The organism is Arhodomonas sp. KWT (assembly GCF_010993615.1).
In genome coordinates this window covers 1-525 of sequence record NZ_WNXE01001115.1, presented here as the reverse complement: position 1 = coordinate 525, position 525 = coordinate 1, and the positions used below count along the sequence as shown (strand labels likewise).

Sequence of the window (525 nt, the reverse complement as noted above, 5' to 3'; positions counted from 1 at the left end):
GGCGCGGTGCACCTGCGCTACAGCGACATCCTGCGCCAGGAAGGCAACGCCAAGGGGCTGATGGCGGACGTGGACACGCTGTCACGGGTCCTCTCCGGGCTCGGCATGCGCTCGGACTGCCACGTGCTCGCCTGCGACAACGAGGGCAACGGGCGGGCTTCCCGGTTCCTGTGGACGCTGGACGCCCTGGGCCACCATGACTACTCCCTGCTCGACGGCGGCATGCGTGCCTGGGTTGCCGACGGGTATGCCACCGAGAGCGGTCCCTCGCCGTCTGTGCCCCCGAGCGAGTATCACGCGGCGCTCGCCAACCCCGATGTAGTCGCGGACAAGGCGTTCATGCTCGAGCATGTGAACGACGACAACACCGTGATCCTCGATGCGCGGTCGCCCGCCGAGTACGCGGGCGAGGACGTGCGCGCGGCCCGCGGTGGGCATATCCCCGGCGCCGTGAACCTGGAGTGGACCGAGGTCATGGATCCCCAGCACGACTCCCGGCTGCTGCCGCCGGAGGCCCTCCGCGAG

Annotated in this window: 1 protein-coding gene; it reads left to right on the top strand. The window is 70.1% G+C overall.

Going from position 1 to position 525, the window contains the following annotated elements:
- Positions 1-525, top strand: a 525-nt coding sequence (locus G7A99_RS24435; protein ID WP_256379744.1) for a sulfurtransferase, incomplete at both ends; no start/stop codon positions are given.